We start from the raw sequence: 17331 nt of genomic DNA, 5'->3' as shown, positions 1-17331 counted from the left end.
TGAGAGCCGTTTCGGCTGTCAATGCCTGCGAGGGGCGGGCGGATCGAGCTGTGCCTCGGCCTCCGCAATCGCCTTTTCGATCCAATAGCGGAGATCCGGCCGGTCTTCGATCGAGCCGCGCAGCGATTTCAATGAATCGATCATCAGCGTCAGTTTCTGGCGGCGCATATTGATGACGATACTGTCGGCATCAGATTTCCCGGTGGGAGCGGATGTCATGCAGTATTCGAAGCCTCTTGTCTGACAGGTACTATAGGGGTTCCGTAACTATCGTCTCATGCAATGAAGTCAACTACAGGGTGTTCAACTTTTCGCGACATCGCCGCCAAGTCATCAAACAAGGATTAGAAGTTGTAAATCCGCGCAGCGAACAGTTATTTGGGCGGCCTAATGCCCAAAAAAAGTCGGTTGAAAATTGCAACTTCCGGGTTGAGATATTCAGCTGACGCTATATGGTAAATTAAGGGTTTACCGGGAGAGAGTGCAGCAGTGCCAGATCCGATTGATATCATTGTCGGCAGCAACGTGAGACAGCTTCGCGCCCGCCGACGTGTTTCTCAACTGGAGCTCGGCGAAGCGCTTGGCCTTACATTCCAGCAGATCCAGAAATACGAGAAGGGGACGAACCGCGTCTCTGCCAGCAAGCTGCATCAGATAGCGGTCTTCCTGGGGGTCGATATTTCCGAGCTATTTGAAGGTACGGGAATTTCCCAGTTTACCAACCGCGTCGAGTTGAGCCCCGAGGCCTATGAGCTGGCGGTCAGCTTTGACAGGTTGAGCTCGATTGCGGGCAAGCAGGCGGTCAAGACGATCCTCAACCTCATGTGCGGTCAGGCAACCGAAAACGCGGCTTGATGCGTCGCACATATCCTTGAAATCGACGGGATCTCAGTGAAGCTCGCGCTCGTGCAGCGCGACGAGCAGGGCGTCCTGCGTCTGATGGCCGGCATGATAAAGGTCGATCGCGATGCTGGCGATCGAAAGGCCCTGCTGGCTGCGAAGCTTGATGTTGCGTTCGGCACACCACGAATAGAGCGCACCTGCCAACGCATCGACATCTTCGGACAGAGAATTTGAAAAGTTCGTTGCCGACATGGAGATACCCTCTGTTAGTCCCGGACTGCGGGCCAAAGACAGTATGGATTTCAGTAACTTGCAAGCGTCATCGGATCTGTGCGTTAACACAAGACATCTGCGGGCAGACGCGCGTCCCGGCTTGAAACAGATGTCTCGAATTGGAGCGCGCATGAAAAAGCCGGAGGCGGAACCTCCGGCTTTTGTAACCTTGAAGGATATCGAGCTCAGCCCTCGAAGAATTCCTTCATCCGGGCAAAGAAGCCCGTCGATTCCGGATTGTTCTCCTTGGAGGAGAGCTGCTCGAATTCCTGCAGAAGCTCACGCTGGCGCTTGGAAAGCTTCTGCGGCGTCTCGATCTGGATCTGGATGTAGAGATCACCCGTCTGGCTGGAACGCAGCACCGGCATGCCCTTGCCCTTCAGGCGGAATTGCTTACCGGCCTGTGTGCCTTCGGGAACCGTGACGCGCGACTTGGTGCCGTCGAGCGTCGCCACATCGAAGGTACCGCCGAGCGCTGCCGTCGTCATGGAGATCGGCACGGCGCAATAGAGATCGGCTCCGTCGCGCTGATAGAACTCATGCGGCTTCACCGACAGGAAGATATAGAGATCGCCCGCCGGGCCGCCACGCGTACCGGCCTCGCCTTCGCCCTGCAGGCGAATGCGGGTGCCGTCCTCGATGCCGGCAGGGATGTTGACCGAGAGCGAACGCTCTTCGGTCACACGGCCCTGGCCGTGGCACTTCGGGCATGGATCGGGAATGATCTGGCCGCGGCCATGGCAGGTCGGGCAGGTGCGTTCGACTGAGAAGAAGCCTTGCGCTGCGCGCACACGGCCCGAACCCTGGCAGGTGCCGCAGGTTTTCGGCTGCGTGCCCGGTTTTGCGCCGGAGCCCGAACAGACGTCGCAGGTAATCGACGTCGGAACGCGGATCTGTGCCGTCTTGCCGGAAAAGGCCTCTTCCAGCGAGATTTCCATATTGTAGCGAAGATCAGCGCCGCGTTCGCGACCGCCAGAAGAGCGCTGCCGTCCGCGGCCTCCACCCATCATCTCGCCGAAAATGTCCTCGAAGATGTCGGAGAAGCCGCCACCGGCAAATCCGGCGCCGCCGCCGAAGCCGCCGGGACCGCCCATGCCGCCGTGCTCGAAGGCCGCATGGCCATAACGATCGTAGGCCGCGCGCTTCTGCGGATCCTTCAGCGTTTCGTAGGCTTCGTTGATTTCCTTGAACTTGCGTTCGGCATCTTTATCATCCGGGTTCTTGTCCGGATGGAATTTCATCGCCAGCTTGCGGAAGGCGCTTTTCAGCTCTTTTTCATCCGCCGTCTTGGCTACACCCAGAGTTTCGTAAAAGTCCGCTTTTGCCAATTTAAGCCCCGGAAATGGATTTCCGGCTGCCATGGTGAGCAGCCGGATGTCTATCGTCTAGCGTAGGCCGCCAGTCCGCCGATTAAGCGGACTTCTTGCGGTCGTCGTCCTTGACTTCTTCGTAGTCGGCATCGACGACATTGTCATCCTCAGCCGAAGCATCGGTCGCGCCGCCTTCGGTCTGCTGGGCTTCATAGATCGCCTGGCCGAGCTTCATGGAAACTTCCATGAGGGTCTGGGTCTTGGCCTTGATGTCTTCGGCGTCAGCTTCAGTTGCTTCGGTCGCGGACTTCAGAGCGGCAATCGCATCGGAGATCGCGGTGCGGTCGGCTTCCGAAACCTTGTCACCATAATCCTTGAGCGACTTCTCCGTGGAATGAATCAGGCTTTCGGCCTGGTTCTTGGCTTCCACACCCTCGCGGCGCTTCTTGTCTTCGGCAGCGTGCGATTCGGCATCCTTGACCATCTTTTCGATGTCGGCGTCGGAGAGACCACCGGAGGCCTGGATGCGGATCTGCTGTTCCTTGCCGGTGCCCTTGTCCTTGGCCGAAACCTGCACGATGCCGTTCGCGTCGATGTCGAAGGTGACTTCGATCTGCGGAACGCCGCGCGGTGCCGGCGGCAGGCCGACGAGGTCGAACTGGCCGAGCAGCTTGTTGTCGGCAGCCATTTCACGCTCGCCCTGCGAGACGCGGATGGTGACGGCCTGCTGGTTGTCGTCGGCGGTCGAGAAGGTCTGGCTCTTCTTCGTCGGGATCGTCGTGTTGCGTTCGATCAGACGGGTGAAGACGCCGCCGAGCGTTTCGATGCCGAGAGACAGCGGGGTTACGTCGAGAAGCAGAACGTCCTTGACGTCGCCCTGGAGAACGCCGGCCTGGATGGCAGCGCCGAGAGCGACGACTTCATCCGGGTTGACGCCCTTGTGCGGTTCCTTGCCGAACAGCTGCTTGACGACTTCCTGAACCTTCGGCATGCGGCTCATGCCCCCGACGAGAACGACTTCGTCGATTTCGGCAGCGGTGACGCCAGCATCCTTGAGGGCTGCCTTGCACGGAGCGATCGTGCGCTGAACGAGATCGTCGACCAGGCTTTCGAGCTTGGCGCGGGTCAGCTTCAGTGTCAGGTGCTTCGGGCCGGAAGCATCAGCCGTGATGAACGGCAGGTTGATTTCGGTCTGCTGCGAAGAGGACAGCTCGATCTTGGCCTTTTCAGCAGCTTCCTTGAGGCGCTGCAGGGCGAGCTTGTCGTTCTTCAGGTCGATGCCGTTGTCCTTCTTGAACTCGGCAACGAGATATTCGACGAGACGCATGTCGAAGTCTTCACCGCCGAGGAAGGTATCGCCGTTGGTGGACTTCACTTCGAAGACACCGTCGCCGATTTCGAGGATCGAGATATCGAAGGTGCCGCCGCCAAGGTCGTAGACGGCGATCGTCTTGCCGTCCTTCTTGTCAAGGCCATAGGCGAGAGCAGCAGCAGTCGGCTCGTTGATGATGCGGAGCACTTCAAGACCTGCAATGCGGCCGGCATCCTTGGTTGCCTGGCGCTGCGCGTCGTTGAAATATGCGGGAACAGTGATAACGGCCTTTTCGACCTTTTCACCGAGATAGGATTCGGCGGTTTCCTTCATCTTCTGAAGGATCATCGCGGAAATCTGTGCAGGCGAGTAGCCCTTGCCGTTGGCTTCGACCCAGGCGTCGCCATTGTCGCCCTTGACGATCGTGAAGGGAACGAGGTGCTTGTCCTTCTCGACGGTCGGATCTTCGTAGCGGCGGCCGATGAGGCGCTTTACGGCGAAGAGTGTGTTCGTGGGGTTGGTGACCGCCTGGCGCTTGGCCGGCTGACCGACGAGGCGTTCGCCGTCATCGGAAAATGCCACCATGGAAGGGGTCGTACGCGCGCCTTCCGCGTTCTCGATGACCTTTGCGTCCTTGCCGTCCATGACCGCGACGCAGGAATTTGTCGTTCCAAGGTCGATACCAATTACTTTTGCCATGTCATTCTCTCCTTGAAGCAAGCTGTCGGAACCCCGGTAAGGCATTTCCCTGACAGCCCCTTACGGGATGGGTCTACTAAGATTACGCAATCGTGATTGCGGTGATGCGGCGTATATAAGGAGCGGTTTTCTGGACTGCAAGGCGAGAAATGGCCTGGAATCCAGCAAAACGAATGTGTTGCGTTCAATTTTTACAGTAGCCGGAAAAGGGTCTGCTTTGCACCTTCAAACCGTGCAAATCTTGCATGCCGAGCCTTGCGCGGGACGTGCTCCCGCAAGGCGTCTTATCCGGTCTCAATACTGTCTGCTGTCTCCTATTGCCCCATGATGAGATCGAGCAGGGTCGTGCGACGTGGCTGCGCCCCTGATGTTGCCTGCGGTCCGCCGACATCACCGGGCGGCACCATGTCGTCGTAACCGCCGCCGGCGACATCGGCGGGCGGCACAGGGCCGCCATTCACCGGCATCGCCGTCTGCCGCTGTCCGGGTGCCGGCGGATAGCGGTTCAGGTCGGCATTGCCGCCGAAGACACCGGAAATGATGCTTCCGACCGTAGACGGCTGCTCGGGCGCCGGCTGCGCCTGCGCCATCGGCTGGCCGTTGGCGGGATCGGTTCCAGGATCGGAGAATGTCTGGCCCATGCCGAAAAGCGGTGCCGGCGAAAGCCCCTTATGCGCGGCGACCATGAAATCCTTCCAGGCCTTGGCCGGGAGCCCGCCGCCGGTCACCTTCTTCATCGGCGTGCCATCGTCATTGCCGAACCACACGCCCGTCGTCAGATTGCTGGTGAAGCCGACGAACAGCGCATCGCGCGAATTCTGCGTCGTACCGGTCTTGCCTGCTGCCTGCCAGCCGGGAAGCTTGGCGCTCGAGCCTGTACCGCCGTTGATGACGCCCATCATCATCATGTTCATTTCGGCGACGATCTGCTCGGAAAGCACGCGCGGCGGATTGTCGTAGGTATTCTCGTAGAGCACCTTGCCTTCGGTGGTGGTCACCCGGCGGATCACATGCGGGGTTGCCTTGTAGCCACCGTTCATGAAGGCTGCATAGGAGGCCGTCAGCTCCATCAGTGACACTTCCGAGGTGCCGAGAGCGATCGAGGCATTGGGCTGCAGGTCTGATTCGATACCAAGGCGGTGGGCGAGTTTGATCACCTGATCGGGGCCGTCATACATCACAAGCTGGGCGGCCACCGTATTGAGCGACTTTGCGAGCGCAGTGCGGAGCGTCACTTCGCCATTATATTTCTTCTCGTAATTCTCCGGTGTCCAGTTGCCGATGCGGATCGGCGCGTCGTTGAAAACGGAATCCGGCGTCAGGCCCTTTTCGAGCGCGGCGGCATAGACGAATGGCTTGAAGGAGGAGCCCGGCTGGCGTTTGGCCTTGACGGCGCGGTTGAACTGGCTCGTCGCGTAATCCCTGCCCCCGACAAGCGCACGGATCGCGCCCGTACCGTCGATCGAGACGAGGGCGGCCTGCGACGCGTCGAACTTGCCGCCTTCCTTGTCGAGCACATCGACCAGCGACTGCTCGGCCTTCTTTTCGAGGTTCTTGTCGATGGTCGTGTCGACGATGACGTCTTCCTTCACGTCGCCGACCAGCCCCTGCAGCTCGTCCATCACCATATCGGCGACATATTGTCCGGCGCCCGACCAGTAGCTGCGGGCAGAAGCCGGCGTCTGTGACATTGCCGTCTTGATCTCGCCGTCGCTGATATAGCCCTGGTCGCGCATCGCCTGCAGCACGATCTGCGCGCGGGCATTTGCTGCCTCCGGATCACGGGCCGGCGAAAGGCGGGACGGCGCTTTCACAAGGCCCGCAAGCAGGGCTGCTTCGCCGAGGTTCACATCGCGCGCCGACTTGTTGAAATAGCGTCGTGCCGCCGCTTCCACGCCATAGGCATTCGAACCGAAATAGACGCGGTTCAGATACATCGCAAGGATCTGGTCCTTGGTGTATTTCTGTTCCAGCCAGAAGGAGAGCAGTACCTCCTGCACCTTGCGCTCGAGCGTGCGCTCGGGCGAGAGGAACAGGTTCTTGGCAAGCTGCTGCGTCAGCGTCGAACCGCCCTGGATCGGCTGGCCGGTCGCATTGTTGACGAAGGCACGCGCGAGCCCGAACGGATCGACGCCGAAATGCGAATAGAAGCGTCGGTCTTCGATGGCGATGATCGCTTCTGGAATATAGGGCGACATATTATCCAGCGACAACGCCTCGCCGCCGGTCGCACCGCGGTTGGCGATCGCGCTGCCGTCTACGGCGGTGATCTTGACGTTTGGCGGCCGTTCCGGGATTGCCCAGGTGCTGGCGCTCGGCATGCGCGAACCATAATAGAACACGAGCCCGGCAACACCGATGCCAGCCCAGATGCCAAGTACGATACACCAGTAGACGACCCTGCGCAGGAACGCGAACAGACCACCGCCTTCACGCTCGCGCGGCTCGGGACGGCGCTTTGCAGGTGCGCGGCGAGGAGCGGGCGATCGCGATGGACGCTTGGAGCCGTGTCGCCCGTCGATGCGGTCGTCGGCATCGAGCGCAAATTCGTCATCCTCCTCACGGCCGCCACGGCCGTTGAAGGACGGTTCGATCCTGTCGTCTGATCTGCGTCTGGCTACCATCGTGGAGCGGCTGAACCCTTGCTCTAAGACCGCGCCCCCAGGCAACGGTTTTATCCGATTGAATTGTAAATGCGGCGAATTAACGGGCTGTTAAGAACAATACCAATACGGCCAAGTGCTCTCCCTGCCTGCATTTTTTCCGTCAGCCAGCCATGACTTCCCCACATGGCTGCCATTCATTGTGAGTGTCACAAAACTGACATATATCGCCGCGACTTCGCTTCTCCGAAGAAGCAGAGCGCAATATCAGGCAGAAAATGACGATCGATCCCGACAAGATGGACGAAGCTCGCCTCCGCGAAGTCTGGAGCGTGCATGCCTTTGCGCAGCATTATCGCCTCGACAGGGTGGAGGAGAGCCGGTTGAAGATGCTGCTTGGCCCTTATGCAGAGATGCGTGATCTGCTGGCGACCCAGCGTCGCACTTCTTCCGGCTGGTGAGGGAACCAATAGGCTTTGCAGCAGTTTTATCGAGAGCGGGACATACCCCTCACGTCCCGCTCAGATCGGCCGTCTCCCCTCAACACGTGCCGATCGATATCAGGCCCGGCGTATCACCAGATACGTCGGGTCCTTTTCTTTAGGGGCGATAAGGCCCGCGATCGCGATAATAGTAATCCGGCCCGCGGCGCCCGCGGTCGCGATTACGGTAGAAGTCGCGATTGCGGTAGTAACGATCCCAATAGAGGCCGACGCTGAAGGTGACGGCGATCAAGGTTTTCCGCGGGCCTTGAAATGTGAAAGACGGCTTCCGATATAAGGCTTCAGAAATCGCAGCCCGGAAATGTTGTGCGCGTTATCGTCGCATCGTTTCCGTGATCTGGTTGAACTAGCCGTTTACCGGCAGTAAACCTTTCGGGATCACTCTGGCTGTGCACTATCCGCTTCTCCTTTGACCACGGATGTACTGGCACTGAGATGAGGCGGATAACGGAAGGCCGGTTTGCCCCGGCCTTTTTGTTTGCAGATTTCGGATGGCGTGCCGCGCAGACCGCGGGCACGCCTTTTTTATTTCAAGCCTTCAGTGCGGCAAGGATGCGCACCCAGGAGCGGATGCCCTTGTGGTAGGAGGCGAGCTCGTACTTTTCGTTCGGTGAATGGATACGGTCGTCGGAGAGGCCGAAGCCGACGAGCAGGGATTCCATGCCGAGCATTTTCTGAAAATCTCCGACGATCGGGATCGAGCCACCCATGCCGATGACAATGGCAGGCTTTGGCCATTCATCGGAAAGCGCGTTGCGCGCCTTGGTCAGAACAGGCGAGTCATAGGAAAGATGAATGGCCGGCGAGGCGCCATGCGGATGGAACTCGACCGAGCAGTCGGCCGGGATCTTCGAGCGAACGTAGTTGCGGAAGCTTTCACGGATCGCTGCCGGATCCTGCGTACCGACGAGGCGAAAGGAGACTTTCGCCGATGCCTTTGCGGCAATGACAGTCTTGAAGCCTTCACCGGTATAGCCGCCCCAGATGCCGTTGACCTCGGCGGTCGGGCGCGCCCAGGTGAGTTCCAGGACTGAGCGGCCCTTTTCGCCCGAGGGAATGGAGAGGCCGACTTCGCCGAGGAAGTTTTCCGCCGACTTGCCGAGCGCCCCCCAGGATGCCTTGATGTTGGCGGGCGTTTCCTCCACACCGTTGTAGAAGCCTTCGAGTGTAATGCGGCCGGTTTCGTCATGCAGGCCGGCAAGCGCCTCCACGAGAATATGGATCGGGTTGGCGGCGGCACCCCCGAACAGGCCGGAATGCAGGTCGCGATCGGCGGCCGTTACCACGATTTCTTCACCGACAAGGCCGCGAAGAGCGGCCGCGATTGCCGGCGTATCGCGATCCCACATGCTCGTGTCGCAGACGAGGGCGTAATCGGCCTTGAGCTCAGTGGCATTGGCTTCGAGGAACGGCTTCAGCGACGGCGATCCGGACTCTTCCTCGCCTTCGAAAAGAATGGTGACGCGGCAGGGAAGCGCGCCGTTGATCTCCTTATAGGCGCGGCAGGCCTCGACGAAGGTCATCAGCTGGCCCTTGTCGTCGGCAGTGCCGCGGCCGGTCAGGATCTTGCGGCCGTTGCCGGCATCCTTGATGGCCGGATCGAAGGGGTCGTTTTCCCAGAGCTCGATCGGATCGACCGGCTGCACGTCATAGTGACCGTAGAACAAGACGTGGGGCGCATCAGCCGAGGCACCTTCGTGATGGGCGACCACCATAGGGTGGCCGGGCGTGTCGCGAACCGAGGCATCAAAGCCAAGCGTCTTGAGATAGGCTACCAGCCACTCGGCTGCCTTGCGGCATTCGGCCTTATAGGCCGGATCGGTCGAGATCGACTTGATGCGCAAGAGCTCGAACAGCTTTTCGAGGCTTGAATCGAGATTCTTGTCGGCACGCGCAAGGATGGGATTTAGTTCGGTCATTTCCAACTCCTTCTGAAATTCGGCCGGACGATAGACCCAATCGGCTGCGGTTTCGAGCGTCAAATTTCAAGATGTTATGTTGGCACCAAATGCTACAATAGATAAAGTAGTGACATTAAATGCAATTTACGGTTATTTAGCACAATCTAAATAACATCGTGCAGAGGTCGACTTTCGAGGTGGCGAATGTTCTCGGTTATTGCCTGCATCAGGGATAATCATGACTGGCGGCTGGTCGTTGCCGCTGTGATCGTCTGCCTCGTTGGCAGCCTGACGACCATGCTCCTTCTTTTCCGTGCCCAGGAATGCGATGTCGGCCAGCGAAAGCTCTGGATCGGCACGTCAGCCTTTGCCTGCGGCGTGGGTGTATGGGCAACGCATTTCATCGCGATGCTCGCTTATGATGGCGGCATGCCGATCAGCTACGATCTGCGCCTTACCTTTCTCTCGGTATTCCTGTCGATTTTCGGCTCCTGGGTGGCCATACTGATCGCGTCGGAGGGCAGGACCGGCTATTCCCTTGCTTTTAGTGGCTTGCTGATGGCGCTTGGCATCACGGCCATGCATATGACTGGCATGCAGGCGATCGAGGCCCCGGCCGTCATCGTCTATGATGCCTTCACGTCGGTCGTTGCTTTCTGCTCCTGCGCGGTTCTGGCGACGGTAGCCTTCCTCGTCTTCTTCCAGTTGAAAGGCATGAAACGCTTCGCCGCCTCCTCCGGCGCCTTTGTGCTGGCGATCTGCACGCTGCATTTCATCTCGATGAGCAGCATTACGCTGGTGCCCGACCCAACGCGCGAGGTGCCGGCGATGGCGCTCCAGCCCGAGGTTCTTGCGGTGATCGTCATGGTTGTCGCAACCGGCCTCATCCTCATGGCCTTCGGCGCAGTCTTCCTCGAAAGCCATCTGACCGATCTTCGCGGCCTTGCCAACGTTTCGCAGGAGGGCCTCGTCATCCTGCGCGAAGGCAGGATCATCGACACCAATGAGCGCTTCCTGACCCTGTCTGGCTGGAAGCTTGCGGAACTCACTGGCAACATTCCCTCTGCCGTCCTGGCTCTCATCCATGTTGGGCAGGAGAGTGATCACCGGGAAATGCTGCTGATTGCCAAGGACGAGAGGGAGATCCGTGTCGAGGTCGTCACGCGGCGGATCGTCTATCGCGGGCGCCATTGCGATGTTCTCGTCGTTCGTGACCTCACCCAGCACAGGCGCGCCGGAGAGATGAGCGAGCATCTCGCCCATCATGATGTTTCGCCAGGCTCTGCAGGTCGCTGAGCTAGAGTGGGCGCAGATTTTCGGCATGCCGAGGCCCAGGTAATAAAGCTCAAGCGCAACCGCGCCGCCCCGGAGCGATTCAGAGTGCCTTGGCGTTGTTGATGAGGCGCCGGATATATTCGAGCATCAGCTCCCGCTCGAAGACTCGAAAGCCCTTGAAGAGCGCAAGATCGGCCTCGCGTGCCGTATCGATGGCCTCAGCCTCCATCGCCTTGGCTTTCTCGGAGAGGAAGATCAGTTGGGCGCGTTTGTCGGTTGGGTGTGGGCGCCGCTCGATCAGCCCGTCGCGCACCATGCGGGAGAGCGTGTTGGCCATCGTCGCTTGTTCGATATCGACGCGCTCCAGAAGCTGCTTCTGGGTGAGCCCGTCTTCGGCCCAAAGTTCCAGAAGTATGGGGAACTGGCCGGGAGAAAAACCGAGTCCTGCCGCGCGCTGATGTAGCGAGCGGGCAAAACCCTTGGCCAGCTGGCTGGCAAGGTAGGCACCGGAATCCATTCGATTAAATCCCATGATTGTAAATTAGGCTCAAAATCGTGCAGTAGACAATGCAACAAATCGCATACGATCCATCAAAACATATGCGGCAAGCTCTTAAATTTTCGAGAGGTGAAGCGCCTGGCTGAAAAACAAAGCCGCCATGGCCTGGAGGATGGCCATGGCGGCTTGAAAATGGGGACAAAGGCCCGGAGAGGGGGATGAGGCCTTTGTCCAAGCCTGACGCGGCGGGGGACAAGCCGGCTATCAGACCCGCGGCGCGATCAAACGCCGGTAGGTGTGATTTGTGATTGAGAATGTGGTTTTTCAAGGGAAAGAGAAAAAACCGCCTATTACAAATTGGTAACAGTTTGGTGAGGCGGAATCTTTTTGCGCACCCAAGTTTATATGGACCTTGAAAGGCCGCCGCGCTATCCATGCTGCCATGAAAAAAGGCGATCACCTCTTCCTTATCGACGGTTCGGGTTTCATCTTCCGGGCCTTTCACGCTTTGCCCCCGCTGACACGCAAATCCGACGGCCTGCCGGTCGGCGCCGTCTCCGGTTTCTGCAACATGCTTTGGAAGCTGCTGAGAGATGCACGCGGTACCGATGTGGCTGCCACGCCCACCCATCTTGCCGTCATTTTCGACTACTCGTCGAAGACCTTCCGCAAGGATCTCTATGACGCCTATAAGGCGAACCGTTCGGCGCCGCCCGAAGAGCTGGTGCCGCAGTTCGGCCTGATCCGCGAAGCGACGCGCGCTTTCAATCTGCCTTGCATCGAGACGGAAGGTTTCGAGGCCGACGATATTATCGCGACCTATGCCCGCGAGGCCGAAGCTGTCGGCGCCGATGTGACGATCGTCTCCTCCGACAAGGATCTGATGCAGCTCGTCACCTCGAATGTCCACATGTACGACAGCATGAAGGACAAGCAGATCAGCATCCCCGATGTCATCGAGAAATGGGGTGTGCCGCCGGAAAAGATGATCGACCTGCAGGCGATGACCGGCGATTCCGTCGACAATGTTCCCGGCATCCCCGGCATAGGCCCGAAGACGGCCGCCCAGCTTCTCGCTGAATATGGCGATCTCGATACGCTTCTCGAGCGTGCCCATGAGATCAAGCAGGAAAAGCGCCGCCTGACCATTCTCGAAAACATCGACAAGGCAAAGCTCTCCCGCGAGCTGGTGCGGCTTCGCACCGACGTACCGCTGGAACTCGATCTCGACGCGCTCGTCCTGGAACCACAGAATGGCCCCAAGCTGATCGGTTTCCTGAAGACCATGGAGTTCACGACGCTGACGCGTCGTGTCGCGGAATTCTGCAATTGCGATGCCAGTGAGATCGAGCCAGCCTTCGTGAAGATCGAATGGGGTGCGGATGCGCATGGCCCGGATCTCGACGCCGAGGAGCCGAAGCCTGTCGCCGGCGCTGTGCCTGACATAGGTGGGGAAGCCGTCGCCGTTCCGCCGCGCGCGAAAGCGAAGACCGCGGTCGAAGGCACGTTTGCGCCTGCGGATCTTGCCAAGGCACGTGCGGAGGCCTTTGCGAGCCTGCCGTTCGACCATTCCTCCTATGTGACGATCCGCGACCTTGCGACCCTCGACCAATGGATCGCCGATGCCAGGGATACCGGCCTCGTCGCCTTCGATACGGAAACGACCTCGCTCGACGCCATGCAGGCCGAGCTCGTCGGTTTCTCGCTGGCGATTGCCGACAACACCGCCGATCCGACCGGCACGCGGATCCGCGCTGCCTATGTGCCCATCAACCACAAGACGGGTGTCGGTGATCTGCTCGGTGGCGGTCTCGCCGACAACCAGATCCCGATGGGCGATGCGCTGTCGCGGCTGAAGGCGCTGCTGGAGGATGAATCGATCCTCAAGGTGGCGCAGAACCTGAAGTATGACTACCTGCTGATGAAGCGTTACGGCATCGAGACGAAGAGTTTCGACGATACGATGCTGATATCCTACGTGCTCGATGCCGGCACCGGCGCGCATGGCATGGACCCGCTGTCGGAAAAGTTCCTCGGCCACACGCCGATCGCCTACAAGGATGTCGCCGGCTCCGGCAAGTCGAACGTTACCTTCGACCTCGTCGATATCGAGCGCGCGACACACTATGCCGCCGAAGACGCCGAAGTGACGCTGCGTCTCTGGATGGTGCTGAAGCCGCGCCTTGCCGCGACCCAGCTGACGCGCGTCTATGAGCGCCTCGAACGTCCGCTCCTGCCGGTTCTGGCTCGGATGGAAGCGCGCGGCATCACGGTCGACCGACAGATCCTTTCGCGCCTCTCGGGCGAACTGGCCCAGGGTGCAGCCAGATACGAGGATGAAATCTATCAGCTTGCCGGCGAGAGGTTCAATATCGGCTCTCCCAAGCAGCTTGGCGACATCCTGTTCGGCAAGATGGGTCTTGCCGGTGGCACCAAGACCAAGACCGGCCAGTGGTCGACCTCGGCAAGCGTGCTGGAAGACCTGGCGGCAGCCGGCTTCGAGCTGCCCCGCAAGATCGTCGACTGGCGCCAGCTCACCAAGCTGAAGTCTACCTACACGGATGCGCTTCCGGGTTACATCCATCCGGAAACGAAGCGGGTGCACACCTCCTATTCGCTGGCATCGACGACAACAGGCCGTCTTTCTTCCTCGGAGCCGAACCTTCAGAACATTCCGGTGCGCACCGCCGAAGGCCGCAAGATCCGCACCGCCTTCATTTCGTCGCCGGGTCACAAGCTGATCTCGGCCGACTATAGCCAGATCGAGCTGCGCGTGCTTGCCCATGTCGCCGAAATCCCGCAGCTCGTGCGCGCCTTCGAAGACGGCATCGACATCCATGCGATGACCGCTTCCGAAATGTTCGGCGTGCCGGTCGAGGGCATGCCGGGCGAAGTGCGCCGCCGCGCCAAGGCCATCAACTTCGGCATCATCTACGGCATCTCGGCCTTCGGCCTTGCCAACCAGCTTTCCATCGAGCGTTCGGAAGCCGGCGACTACATCAAGAAATATTTCGAACGCTTCCCCGGCATCCGCGATTACATGGAAAGCCGCAAGCAGATGGCCCGTGACAAGGGCTATGTCGAAACGATCTTCGGTCGCCGAATCAATTATCCGGAAATCCGCTCGTCGAATCCTTCCGTCCGCGCCTTCAACGAACGTGCTGCCATCAATGCGCCGATCCAGGGCTCGGCCGCCGATGTCATCCGCCGCGCCATGATCAAGATCGAGCCGGCGCTTGCCGAGGCCGGCCTTGCCGATCGGGCCCGCATGCTCTTGCAGGTGCACGATGAATTGATCTTCGAGGTCGAAGACGAGGATGTCCAAAAGGCGATGCCGATCATCGTCTCTGTCATGGAAAACGCCACCTCGCCGGCGCTTGAAATGCGTGTGCCGCTTCGCGTCGACGCCCGCGCTGCCACCAATTGGGACGAAGCGCACTAAAGCATGTCGCGCAAAAGTGTGTAGCGGTTTTGCGCCAACGACATGCGAAAACGAAAGCCTAAAGTGCGGCAAGCGAATCTGAAAGATCGCGACGCGCTTTAGGCGCTTCGTCAGATTACCCCAAAGATTTTTCCTGAAGAGTCAAATCTCTGAAACCAATGAGGTTTCGTCTTTTTGGTCGTCCCGGAACGAGACGGCTGGAAGGAACTTATTAACCTTCATTTCCTATCCGGAAGGATGTCAGAATTTACCAAGCGTGAGTGAGTAACTGTCGCATGCGTTTTCCTAGAACCAATTTGACGGATGCCGGAGATTTCTCCTCCGGACTTGAGGCTGAACATCCCGTGGAAAATGCACCCGTGGAATATGAAGGCGAAAAGCCGGTGCCGCCACTCTGGCAGAGCAATTTCTCGCTCGCCCCGAACGTCCGCTTCACCCGCACGCCGGAAACGCTGATCAGCAAGCGCCGCGCGCCGGAAGAGCCAGGTCGTGAGGAAATCGTTGTGCCTCCCTCGCAGGCCGTAGCAGCGCCGCAACCCTTAGCAGCACCGCAGATGCGCGCGCCGATCACGGTGAACGTACCCTTCGATATCTATCTGCCCGAAGTGGCCGAACCGATCGCCGCGCCGCCGCCGGAACCTCAGCCGCAGCCCGTTGCCGCAATTCCCGTCGAAACCACGCTACGCGCAGCGACGGAGCTTTCCTCCATTTCGGATTTCGCCTTCTGGGAAGTCATGGCCTTCGAGGAGACGGATGTCGGTCCGTCGCGTACCCCGGTCATCGCATTGCAGCAGGCCGAACCCGAATCGATCACCTCGCGCTTCCGCATCATGGAGTGGCGCCCGGGCCGGCATAATCCGGCGCCGGTGGCACCGCGCGCAACGCTGCCGGTTACACCCGCGCAAGTCCGCCCCGCACGTCCTCCGGCAGTGCGCGTTGCGCAGGCTCCGGTCGCTCCAACACCGGTCGCTCAGGCTCCGATAGCTCAGGCCCCAGTAGTTCAGGCCCCAGTAATTCAGCCGCCTGTGGTTCAGTCGAACCAGGCACCGGCAGATGTCCGGCCCGCGTCGCGTGTCGAGATCGCCGCATCTGCGCTGTCCCCGGTTCGCCCGGCTCGCATGACCGTCGAGAAGGTCGATGCATCGGGCTACGAATTCCCGCCGCGCGCCCTGTTGCAGGAGCCGCCGGAGCGGCTCGGCGAGATCATGTCGCAGGAAACGCTCGAGCAGAATGCCGGCCTCCTGGAAAGCGTGCTGGAGGATTTCGGCATCAAAGGCGAGATCATCCATGTCCGCCCCGGTCCGGTCGTCACCCTCTATGAATTCGAGCCGGCGCCGGGCGTAAAATCATCCCGCGTCATCGGCCTTGCCGATGATATCGCCCGCTCCATGTCGGCACTCTCTGCCCGTGTTGCTGTCGTCCCCGGCCGCAACGTCATCGGCATCGAACTGCCGAATGCGACGCGCGAAACCGTCTATTTCCGCGAGATGATCGAAAGCGACGATTTCGATAAGAGCGGCTACAAGCTGGCCCTCGGCCTCGGCAAGACCATCGGTGGCGAGCCCGTGATCGCCGAACTCGCCAAGATGCCGCATCTGCTCGTCGCCGGCACCACCGGCTCGGGCAAATCCGTCGCCATCAACACCATGATCCTGTCGCTGCTCTACCGCATGACGCCGGAACAGTGCCGCCTGATCATGGTCGATCCCAAGATGCTGGAACTCTCCGTCTATGACGGCATTCCCCACCTGCTGACGCCTGTCGTCACCGATCCCAAGAAAGCCGTCATGGCGCTGAAATGGGCGGTACGCGAGATGGAGGAGCGCTATCGCAAGATGTCGCGCCTCGGCGTGCGCAATATCGACGGCTACAACGGCCGCGTCTCCCTGGCCCGCGAAAAGGGCGAGACCATCCATATCATGGTCCAGGTTGGCTTCGACCGGCAGACCGGTGCGCCGATCGAGGAGCAACAGGAGCTGGACCTCGCGCCGATGCCCTATATCGTCGTCATCGTCGACGAAATGGCCGACCTGATGATGGTCGCCGGCAAGGAGATCGAAGGGGCGATCCAGCGTCTGGCGCAGATGGCCCGTGCCGCCGGCATCCATCTCATCATGGCAACCCAGCGTCCTTCGGTCGATGTCATCACCGGCACGATCAAGGCGAACTTCCCGACCCGCATTTCCTTCCAGGTCACCTCGAAGATCGACAGCCGCACGATCCTTGGCGAACAAGGCGCCGAACAGCTGCTCGGCCAGGGCGACATGCTGCATATGCAGGGCGGCGGCCGCATCTCCCGTGTCCACGGCCCCTTCGTTTCCGACGCGGAAGTCGAAAAGGTCGTGGCACACCTGAAGACGCAGGGCCGGCCGGAATATCTCGATACGGTCACGGCCGGCGAGGACGAAGAAGGCGAGGATGAAGAGGACGGCGCCGCCTTCGACAAGAGCGCCATGGGCGCCGAGGATGGCGACGAGCTTTACCAGCAGGCCGTCAAGGTCGTCATGCGCGACAAGAAGTGCTCGACCTCCTACATCCAGCGCCGTCTCGGCATCGGCTATAACCGCGCCGCCTCGCTGGTCGAGCGCATGGAGAAGGAAGGGCTGGTCGGCCCGGCAAACCATGTCGGCAAGCGTGAAATTGTCTCGGGGCGTGGCGACGGCGAATAATC

Annotated in this window: 11 protein-coding genes and 2 pseudogenes; 5 read left to right on the top strand and 8 right to left on the bottom strand. The window is 60.0% G+C overall.

Annotation, left to right across the window (positions count from 1 at the left end; genetic code table 11):
* Nucleotides 1-18: 18 nt before the first annotated feature.
* Nucleotides 19-219 carry a hypothetical protein gene (locus tag ACR9ZQ_RS25220; RefSeq protein WP_310379869.1) on the bottom strand — a complete coding sequence of 67 codons (201 nt, stop codon included), beginning with the start codon at nucleotides 217-219 and terminating at the stop codon, nucleotides 19-21.
* Between the two features lie 270 nt (nucleotides 220-489).
* On the opposite strand from ACR9ZQ_RS25220, the gene ACR9ZQ_RS25215 reads away from it, so the two are divergent.
* Complete coding sequence (locus tag ACR9ZQ_RS25215; protein WP_007813894.1) at nucleotides 490-855, top strand: helix-turn-helix domain-containing protein; 366 nt, start codon at nucleotides 490-492, stop codon at nucleotides 853-855.
* 33 nt (nucleotides 856-888) lie between these two features.
* Here the strand turns inward: ACR9ZQ_RS25215 and ACR9ZQ_RS25210 are convergent, their stop codons facing one another.
* The 4 genes from ACR9ZQ_RS25210 to ACR9ZQ_RS25195 form a co-directional block, all read right to left on the bottom strand.
* Nucleotides 889-1095: a hypothetical protein gene (locus ACR9ZQ_RS25210; protein WP_310379867.1), complete on the bottom strand. Its 207-nt coding sequence runs from the start codon at nucleotides 1093-1095 to the stop codon at nucleotides 889-891.
* Nucleotides 1096-1301: 206 nt separating this feature from the next.
* A complete protein-coding gene (gene dnaJ, locus ACR9ZQ_RS25205; RefSeq protein WP_310379865.1) occupies nucleotides 1302-2444 on the bottom strand; it encodes a molecular chaperone DnaJ in 1143 nt (380 codons plus the stop codon).
* Between the two features lie 82 nt (nucleotides 2445-2526).
* On the bottom strand, nucleotides 2527-4437 hold the full coding sequence (gene dnaK / locus ACR9ZQ_RS25200; protein ID WP_477921667.1) for a molecular chaperone DnaK: 1911 nt from the start codon (nucleotides 4435-4437) through the stop codon (nucleotides 2527-2529).
* Nucleotides 4438-4751: 314 nt separating this feature from the next.
* Entirely contained in the window at nucleotides 4752-7061 is a 2310-nt protein-coding gene (locus ACR9ZQ_RS25195; protein WP_310379861.1) for a transglycosylase domain-containing protein, read from the bottom strand.
* A gap of 257 nt (nucleotides 7062-7318) precedes the next feature.
* Between ACR9ZQ_RS25195 and ACR9ZQ_RS25190 the strand changes: the two genes are divergently transcribed.
* Nucleotides 7319-7501: a hypothetical protein gene (locus tag ACR9ZQ_RS25190; RefSeq protein ID WP_007813904.1), complete on the top strand. Its 183-nt coding sequence runs from the start codon at nucleotides 7319-7321 to the stop codon at nucleotides 7499-7501.
* A gap of 157 nt (nucleotides 7502-7658) precedes the next feature.
* Here the strand turns inward: ACR9ZQ_RS25190 and ACR9ZQ_RS25185 are convergent.
* Nucleotides 7659-7766: pseudogene (locus ACR9ZQ_RS25185) on the bottom strand (SH3 domain-containing protein); the annotation flags it as partial.
* A 307-nt stretch (nucleotides 7767-8073) separates the two neighbouring features.
* Nucleotides 8074-9462: a dipeptidase gene (locus ACR9ZQ_RS25180; RefSeq protein ID WP_481428981.1), complete on the bottom strand. Its 1389-nt coding sequence runs from the start codon at nucleotides 9460-9462 to the stop codon at nucleotides 8074-8076.
* Nucleotides 9463-9648: 186 nt separating this feature from the next.
* On the opposite strand from ACR9ZQ_RS25180, the pseudogene ACR9ZQ_RS25175 reads away from it, so the two are divergent.
* Nucleotides 9649-10716 (top strand): annotated as a pseudogene (locus ACR9ZQ_RS25175) (MHYT domain-containing protein); the annotation flags it as partial.
* A 103-nt stretch (nucleotides 10717-10819) separates the two neighbouring features.
* On the opposite strand, the gene ACR9ZQ_RS25170 reads toward ACR9ZQ_RS25175, so the two are convergent.
* The gene (locus ACR9ZQ_RS25170; protein ID WP_007813909.1) at nucleotides 10820-11236 is read right to left on the bottom strand and encodes a MarR family winged helix-turn-helix transcriptional regulator; all 417 of its coding nucleotides are present in this window, start codon (nucleotides 11234-11236) and stop codon (nucleotides 10820-10822) included.
* Between the two features lie 424 nt (nucleotides 11237-11660).
* Between ACR9ZQ_RS25170 and polA the strand changes: the two genes are divergently transcribed.
* Both polA and ACR9ZQ_RS25160 read left to right on the top strand, forming a co-directional pair.
* Entirely contained in the window at nucleotides 11661-14660 is a 3000-nt protein-coding gene (gene polA / locus ACR9ZQ_RS25165; protein ID WP_481428980.1) for a DNA polymerase I, read from the top strand.
* A 275-nt stretch (nucleotides 14661-14935) separates the two neighbouring features.
* Nucleotides 14936-17329: a DNA translocase FtsK gene (locus ACR9ZQ_RS25160; protein ID WP_481428979.1), complete on the top strand. Its 2394-nt coding sequence runs from the start codon at nucleotides 14936-14938 to the stop codon at nucleotides 17327-17329.
* Nucleotides 17330-17331 lie beyond the last annotated feature (2 nt).

The organism is Rhizobium sp. KNZ14-9A, from assembly GCF_056755015.1.
Note: the sequence above shows the minus strand (reverse complement) of the source record. Positions and strands in the feature narration are given on the sequence as shown.